Below are 6,986 nucleotides of genomic sequence, written 5' to 3'. Positions count from 1 at the left end.
AGCGCCTCCATCTCCACGCCGGTGGGCCCGGTGGTCTTGACCCGCGCGGTCACCGCCAGGCCGCCCTCGCCCGGCTCGACCCGCACCTCCACCTTCGACAGCGCCAGCGGATGGCACATGGGGATCAAAGACGATGTTTGCTTGGCCGCCATGACGCCGGCGACCTCGGCCACGGCGCGCACGTCGCCCTTGGCGCCCTGGCCGGAAACGGCCAGCGCCAGAGTTTCCGCGTTCATCCGCACGAAGCCTTCCGCCACCGCCTCGCGGGCCGTGGCGGCCTTGTCGGAGACGTCCACCATCCGCGCGCGGCCGTCCGGCCCGATATGGCTGAGCTGGCTCACGTCTCCAGGAGCCGCGGCATGAGCTCGACCATGTTACAGGGGCCATGGCGGCTGTCGAGCTGGGCGGAGATCACCTTGTCCCAGCCATCCCTCACCGCCCCGTTCGAACCCGGCAGGCAGAAGACGAACACACCCTTCACGATGCCGGCCGTGGCGCGGCTCTGCAGGGTCGACAGCCCCACGGACTGGTAGCTGACCATGTGGAAGATCACCGAGAAGCCGTCGAGCTTCTTGTCGAACATTGGCTCGACCGCCTCGGGCGTCACGTCGCGGCCGGTGATCCCGGTTCCGCCCGTGGTGACGATGGCCTCCACGAAGCCGGAGGCCACCCAGCCCTCGATCTTCTCGCGGATCGCCACGATGCTGTCGGGCACGATCGCCTTGTCGGCCAGCTCATGGCCCGCCGCCTTGATCCGCTCGGCGAGGACGTGGCCGGAGGTATCGCTCTCCTCGTCGCGGGTGTCGGAGATCGTCAGCACCGCGATGCGAACGGGCTTGATTGCCCGGCTTTCGTCGATCTTTCCGCCCGGGGTCAGCGCATTCACGTCGAGGTCTCCTTGTCCCATCGCTTGAGGTCGGCATGGTCCTGGTCGCGCGGCTCGACCCAGCGGGCGCCGTCGGAGCCATGCTCCTTCTTCCAGAAGGGCGCCTTGGACTTCAAGTAGTCCATCAGGAAGTCGCAGGCCTCGAAGGCGGCGCGGCGGTGGCGCGCGGCGGTGGCCACGAACACCACCGGCTCGCCGGGCCCTATTCTGCCGACGCGGTGCAGGATGGCGAAGTCGTCGAGGCCGAAGCGGACCTTGGCGGCGTCGGCGATCTTGCCGATCTCCGCCTCGGTGAAGCCCGGATAGGCTTCCAGCTCCAGGGCCACCGTGGCGCCGGCCTCGGCGCGGGCGATGCCGGTGAAGGTGGCGACGGCGCCGACCTCTGAGCGGCCGTGGCTGAACTCGGTGAGCAGGGCGCCCGGATCGAAGGGATCGAAGGTCAGCCGGATCATGGGCCGCGCCTAGCCTCCGCTCATCGGCGGCAGGAAAGCGACTTCGGTTCCGGCGTTCAGCGGCGCATCGCCGCGCACGATCACCTGGTCCAGCGCCACCTGCACGCCCGGGCCGGACAGGGCCTCGCCGAGCCCCGCGTCCTCGTCCGCCAGCCGGGCCCTGAGCGCCGACAGGAACGGGCTTTCCACCTGACGTTCGCGCCACCCGGCGACGTCGCTCAGCCGACCGAACAGCAGCACGCGGGCCACGGCTCAGCCCCCGGTCGTGGACATGTGGCGCGCGACCGCCGGCGCCGAGGCGCGCTCGATGTGGAAGTCGTGGCCCTTGGGCTTGGCGTCGACGGCGCCTCGGATCGCCTCGATCAGGTCCGCATCGTCGGCCCCGCCGCGGATCACCGCGCGCAGGTCGGCGGCGTCCTCGCGGCCCAGGCAGGTGTGCAGAGTGCCGGTGCAGGTCAGCCGCACGCGGTTGCAGGCCTCGCAGAAATTGTGGCTGAGCGGGGTGATGAAGCCCAACCGACCGCCGGTCTCGGCCACCTCGACATAGCGCGCCGGCCCGCCGGTGGTGACGGCCAGGTCCCTCAGCGTCCAGAAGCTTTCCAGCTCGGCCCGCAGCGCCGTCAGCGACAAGTACTGGTCCGTCCGGTCGGCGTCGACCTCACCCATAGGCATGGTCTCGATCAGGGTCATGTCGGCGCCCCGCCCATGCGCCCAGCGGATCAGGTCGGGCAGTTCGGCGGCGTTGTCGTCCTTCAGCGCCACGGCGTTGATCTTGACGCTCAGGCCGGCCGCCTGGGCCGCGTCGATGCCGGCGATCACCTTGGCCAAGTCGCCGCCTCGGGTGAGGGTCCGGAACAGGTCGGGCTTCAGGGTGTCCAGGGACACATTGACCCGCTTCACCCCAGCGTCGGCCAGCTGCCCCGCGAGCTGCGCCAATTGGGTGCCGTTGGTGGTCAGGGTGACCTCCTCGAGCGCCCCGGACTTCAGATGCCGCCCCAGGTTCTGGAACAGGCCCATGACGCCCTTGCGCACCAGGGGCTCGCCGCCGGTGATCCTGAGTTTCTTCACGCCCAGGCCCACGAAGGCGCTGGCGATCCGGTCGAGTTCCTCCAGCGTCAGCACCTCGACCTTCGGCAGGAAGGTCATGTGCTCGCTCATGCAATAGACGCAGCGCAGGTCGCAGCGGTCGGTGACCGAGACGCGCAAGTAGGTCACCGTGCGGCCGAAGCTGTCGGTCAAACCACGCGAGCCTTGCGGCGAGGAGGCGTCATAGGGCGTCATGCAGCCGTCAACATAGAGAGGAAGAGCCTTTGGCGACAGGGGATGCCTTCGAAGCCTTGGTTCTGGCCGCAGGATCGGGGAGCCGGTTCGGCGGTGGAAAGCTCATGGCGTCCTGGGGCTCGGGCGTCCTGCTGGAGGGCGCGCTGGCCGCCGCCTTCGTTGCGCCGGTGCGCAGCGTCACCGTGGTGATCGGGGCCGACGCCGAGGCCGTGGCCGCCGCATCGCGATCCTTCGACCCCCGTGTGCTGGTCGTCCATGCGCCGAACCACGCCGAGGGAATGGCCGCGTCCCTGCGCACAGGCGTCGCCAGCCTGTCGCCCGACGCCGACGGCGCGTTTGTCTTCCTGGGCGACATGCCGCGCGTGCCCACGGCCGTGCTGCAGCGGATGGCGGATGCGGTGATCGCCGGCGCCCTGGCTGCAGCCCCGGTGTTCGAAGGCCGTCGCGGCAACCCGGTCCTGTTGAGCCGGACCCTGTTCCCCGACCTCCTCGCCCTCACCGGCGACGCCGGCGCGCGCGGCGTGCTTCAGGGCCTGGGAGAGCGGTTGGCCTTGGTGGAGAGCCCGGACGACGGCGTCCTGTTCGACGTGGATGTGCGCGGCGATCTCTCGCGCTAGCCCACGTTAAGCCGGCGCGTGGGCGCCCAGAGCCAGGTCGTCCGCGTGCACCAGCGGCCCGGAGGTGTAGCCCAGCGCCGCCTCGATCGCCTCGCTCTTCAGTCCACAGATCTTTTCGGCGTCGTCGGCCTCGTAGCGGACCAGGCCGCGGGCGATCTCGTGCCCGGCCTCGTCGCGGATCACCACGGCGTCGCCCTTGTCGAAGCGCCCCTCGGTGCGCCGCACGCCGGCGGCCAGCAGGCTCTTGCCGCGCCGCACGGCCTCGGCCGCGCCATCGTCCACCACCAGGGCGCCGGCCGGCGCGAGCGAGCCGGCGATCCAGGCCTTGTAGGCCGCCGCCGGCGTGGTGGAGGGCTCGATGACCGTAGCCCGCTCGCCGTCTTCCACCGCCTGCAACGGAGACGGCCGGCTTCCAAGCGTGATCACCGTGGCGCAGCCCGCGGCGCTGGCGATCCGTGCGGCGGCCAGCTTGGTGGTCATGCCGCCGGTCCCCACGCCCGCGCTTGCGTTGGCGCCCCCGGCCATGGCCTCGATCTGCCGCGTCAAGCGGGTGACGCGCGGCAGATGCTCCGCTGACGGATCGTTTCGCGGATCGGCGGTGTAGAGCCCGTCCACGTCGGAAAGCAGCACCAGGAGGTCGGCGCCGATCATCTGGGCCACCCGGGCGGCCAGGCGGTCGTTGTCGCCGTAGCGGATCTCCTCGGTGACCACCGTGTCGTTCTCGTTGACCACCGGGACGACGCCCAGGCCCAGCAGGGTCTCGACGGTGGCGCGCGCGTTTAACCAGCGACGGCGGACCTCGGTGTCGTCGCGGGTCAGCAGCACCTGGGCGGCGGAAATCCCGTACGGCTCCAGCGCCTCTTCCCAGGCCCGCATCAGGCCGGACTGGCCGGCGGCGGCGGCGGCCTGCTTTTCTGGCAGGGTGAGCGCGCGGCGCGTCAGCTTCAGCCGCCGGCGGCCCAGCGCCACGGCGCCCGACGAAACCACCAGCACCTGCTGCCCCCGCGCCCTCAAGCGCGCCACGTCGGCGGCGAAGGCGGCCAGCCAGTGGGCGTTGGCGCCGTCGGCCCCGACCAGCAGGGCCGAACCGACCTTGACGACGATCCGCTTCGCTTCGGCGAGCCCCGTCACGGCGCCCAGTCCTCGGGCGCCTGGCCGCTGGCCTCCAGGGCGTCGGCGGCTTCCTGGCTCTTGCGCTGGCGGACCAGGGCGTAGGCCTCGCGCAGCAGTTCGGTCACCCCTTCCCCCGAGACGCCGGACACTTGCCACACCTTGGCGCTGGAGGCCTTGGCCAGCGCCTTGGCCTTGGCTTTGCGGGTCTCCTTGTCCAGCGCGTCGACCTTCGACAGCACCAGGAACTCGGTCTTGTCGCCCAGCTCGTCGCCATAGGCTTCCAGCTCGTGGCGCACCGTGCGCCAGGCCTCGACCACGTCGTCCTGCGTGCCGTCCACCAGGTGGATCAGGCTCGCCGTGCGCTCCACATGGCCCAGGAATCGCACGCCCAGGCCCGCGCCTTCGCTAGCGCCTTCGATCAGGCCCGGGATGTCGGCCAGGATGAAGCGCTCGCCCACCGACAGGTCGACCATGCCGAGGTTGGGGGCCAGCGTCGTGAACGGATAGTCGGCGATCTTGGGCTTGGCGGCCGACGCGGCGGCCAGGAAGGTCGACTTGCCCGCATTGGGCAGGCCCACCAGGCCCACGTCGGCGATCAGCTTCAGGCGCAGCCAGATCCACTGCTCCTCGCCCTCCTGGCCGGGGTTGGCGTGCATCGGGGCCTGGTTCACCGGACCCTTGAAGTAGGTGTTGCCGAACCCGCCGTTGCCGCCCTTCAAGAGGCGCACCCGCTTGCCGGCCACGTCCATGTCTAAGAGCAGGGTCTCCTTGTCCTCGGCGAACACCTGGGTGCCCACCGGGACCTTCAGCGTGGCGTCGGCCCCATTGTGGCCGTGGCGGTTGCGGCCCATGCCGTGGACGCCGGTCTCGGCCTTGAAGTGCTGGTGGTAGCGGAAGTCGATCAGGGTGTTCAGGCCCTCGACCGCCTCGATCCAGACGTCGCCGCCCCGGCCGCCGTCGCCGCCGTCCGGGCCGCCGTACTCGATGTACTTCTCCCTCCGGAACGACACGGCCCCGCCGCCGCCGTTGCCGGAGCGGATGAAGATCTTGCATTCGTCGAGGAATTTCATGGCCTTGAGACAACCCGGGGAAAGCGGGCCTTGGCCAGCATCACGATGACTGTGGCCGCTGCCGACTTGGCGATGGCCGCGAAGAAGAAGGGCTGCACGCCCGCGAGGAACGCCTGCTGCGGGCCGACATTGACCGCCAGCCAGGCCCAGCCGATCAGTAGCACCAGGCTATGGCCGACCAGGAATACGGCGAAGAGGTCGCCGCCCTTGGTCTTGGGCACGGCCCAGGCCGCCAGCGGACCCACGGCCGCGAAGGCCAGCAGGAACCCCGCCGTAGGCCCGGTGAGCGCCTGCCATCCGCCATGAAATCCGGCCAGCATCGGCGCTCCGAACGCGGCCAACACCAGCCAGACGGCCAGGGCCCCAAACGTCAGGCCCGGCCCGGCCAGGCCCGCGATGACGAACAGCGCCAGCGTCTGCAGCGTCGTCGGCACAGGGATCATCGGAACCGACGCCCACGAGCCCAGCGCCAGCAACGCCGCGCCGCCCAGCACCGCGGCGAAGCGCAGGCTGAACGCACGTTGTATCTGTGAAGGGTTGGCGGCGGCGGTCATGAGGGGCGGCCTTTAGCACAAAATAAGGCCCTTCTCCCAAAAGGGGAGAAGGGCCAGAGACATCAAGCCAGCCACACCATCATCCGCGTCGGCACGGCCCGGCCGCCGCGCGCCGTGCAGGGGCGCTGCTCCACATCGCCGGTGTAGAGGAAGCCGGCCTTGCAGAGCACCTGGCCGGACGCCGGGTTGTCGGCGAAGTGGCCGGCCACGACGATGGACTTGCGCCAGTCGCGCTTCATCCATTTCAGCCCACCGCGCACGGCTTCGGTCGCATAGCCGCGGTTCCAGAACGGCCGGCCCAGCGCATAGCCGATCTCGGTCCGCAGGCCGCGCTTGTGGTCGAAGCCCAGCAGGCCGACGACGCCGAAGCTGCGGTGCTCGATCGCGAACAGGGCCTCGCTGCGCCAATCGCAGGCCTGGGCGCGCCGCACAAACGCCTCGGCGTCCTCCAGGCCATAGGGGTGCGGCATGGAAGTGGTCATCCCGGCCACGTTGATGTCGTTGGCCAGGCTGGCGATGGCCGGCGCGTCGGTGATCACCGGCCCGCGAAGGACCAACCGCTCCGTCGAGACGACGGGGGTCACGTCAACTGCGCACATATCCTACCTCCCGGCCCTCTTGTGGGGCCCAAAACGAAAGCGGGGAGCCCGGTTGCTGACCGGACTCCCCGCTTGGGTTCGTCTGTCCGGTTCAGCCCGTAGGCGAACCGGAGAAAGGCGGTTGCCTACTTACTTGGTGGTGTTCTCGGCCATGACCACGTTCACGTAGGTGCGGTCGTCACGCTTGGTGATGAATTTCACCGCGCCGGTGGCCGTGGCGAAGAGGGTATGGTCGCGACCAAGGCCCACGTTCTCGCCCGGCCAGAACTTGGTGCCGCGTTGACGCACGAGGATGTTGCCGGCGAGCACGTTCTCGCCGCCGAACTTCTTCACACCCAGACGCTACGGGCATGGACCGCGAGAACGGCTTCAACGCGAGGACGTGGTCCCAGGCGGACCTCAATTTTGCGGCGG

At 70.0% G+C, this 6,986-nt stretch carries 11 protein-coding genes; 1 reads left to right on the top strand and 10 read right to left on the bottom strand.

The window, feature by feature from the left end; translation table 11 throughout:
- From moaC to moaA, 5 genes are all read right to left on the bottom strand, one after another.
- Nucleotides 1-341 (bottom strand): cyclic pyranopterin monophosphate synthase MoaC (gene moaC, locus E8A12_RS14175; protein ID WP_293369846.1); only part of this gene is annotated, 341 nt, incomplete at its 3' end.
- The gene (gene moaB / locus E8A12_RS14170) at nucleotides 338-886 is read right to left on the bottom strand and encodes a molybdenum cofactor biosynthesis protein B (RefSeq protein WP_293369843.1); all 549 of its coding nucleotides are present in this window, start codon (nucleotides 884-886) and stop codon (nucleotides 338-340) included. The genes moaB and moaC, both read right to left, overlap by 4 nt.
- Complete coding sequence (locus E8A12_RS14165; protein ID WP_293369841.1) at nucleotides 883-1,338, bottom strand: molybdenum cofactor biosynthesis protein MoaE; 456 nt, start codon at nucleotides 1,336-1,338, stop codon at nucleotides 883-885. The genes moaB and E8A12_RS14165 overlap by 4 nt, the downstream gene beginning before the upstream one ends.
- Nucleotides 1,339-1,347: 9 nt before the next feature.
- Nucleotides 1,348-1,587, bottom strand: a complete 240-nt coding sequence (locus tag E8A12_RS14160; RefSeq protein ID WP_293369839.1) for a MoaD/ThiS family protein — start codon at nucleotides 1,585-1,587, stop codon at nucleotides 1,348-1,350.
- Nucleotides 1,588-1,590: 3 nt separating this feature from the next.
- Nucleotides 1,591-2,619, bottom strand: a complete 1,029-nt coding sequence (gene moaA / locus E8A12_RS14155) for a GTP 3',8-cyclase MoaA (protein WP_293369837.1) — start codon at nucleotides 2,617-2,619, stop codon at nucleotides 1,591-1,593.
- Between the two features lie 29 nt (nucleotides 2,620-2,648).
- Here moaA and E8A12_RS14150 point away from each other — a divergent pair, with 29 nt between their 5' ends.
- Nucleotides 2,649-3,236 (top strand): nucleotidyltransferase family protein, encoded by a 588-nt coding sequence (locus E8A12_RS14150; RefSeq protein WP_293369835.1) that lies wholly within the window; start codon nucleotides 2,649-2,651, stop codon nucleotides 3,234-3,236.
- 6 nt (nucleotides 3,237-3,242) lie between these two features.
- Here the strand turns inward: E8A12_RS14150 and proB are convergent, their stop codons facing one another.
- The 5 genes from proB to E8A12_RS14125 all read right to left on the bottom strand — a co-directional run bounded on the left by proB (nucleotide 3,243) and on the right by E8A12_RS14125 (nucleotide 6,911).
- Nucleotides 3,243-4,376 (bottom strand): glutamate 5-kinase, encoded by a 1,134-nt coding sequence (proB, locus tag E8A12_RS14145; RefSeq protein WP_293369851.1) that lies wholly within the window; start codon nucleotides 4,374-4,376, stop codon nucleotides 3,243-3,245.
- Entirely contained in the window at nucleotides 4,364-5,419 is a 1,056-nt protein-coding gene (obgE, locus tag E8A12_RS14140; RefSeq protein WP_293369833.1) for a GTPase ObgE, read from the bottom strand. The genes proB and obgE overlap by 13 nt, the downstream gene beginning before the upstream one ends.
- The gene (locus E8A12_RS14135; protein ID WP_293369830.1) at nucleotides 5,416-5,973 is read right to left on the bottom strand and encodes a biotin transporter BioY; all 558 of its coding nucleotides are present in this window, start codon (nucleotides 5,971-5,973) and stop codon (nucleotides 5,416-5,418) included. Before E8A12_RS14135 ends, obgE begins: the two co-directional genes overlap by 4 nt.
- A 62-nt stretch (nucleotides 5,974-6,035) precedes the next feature.
- The gene (locus E8A12_RS14130) at nucleotides 6,036-6,572 is read right to left on the bottom strand and encodes a GNAT family N-acetyltransferase (protein ID WP_293369828.1); all 537 of its coding nucleotides are present in this window, start codon (nucleotides 6,570-6,572) and stop codon (nucleotides 6,036-6,038) included.
- 129 nt (nucleotides 6,573-6,701) lie between these two features.
- On the bottom strand, nucleotides 6,702-6,911 hold the full coding sequence (locus tag E8A12_RS14125; RefSeq protein WP_293369848.1) for a 50S ribosomal protein L27: 210 nt from the start codon (nucleotides 6,909-6,911) through the stop codon (nucleotides 6,702-6,704).
- Between the last annotated feature and the right edge of the window lie 75 nt (nucleotides 6,912-6,986).

It is taken from the genome of Phenylobacterium sp. (assembly GCF_004799395.1).
GTDB lineage: Bacteria > Pseudomonadota > Alphaproteobacteria > Caulobacterales > Caulobacteraceae > Phenylobacterium.
The sequence above is the reverse complement of the archived record's forward strand: the minus strand, read 5'-3'. Positions and strand labels throughout refer to the sequence as shown.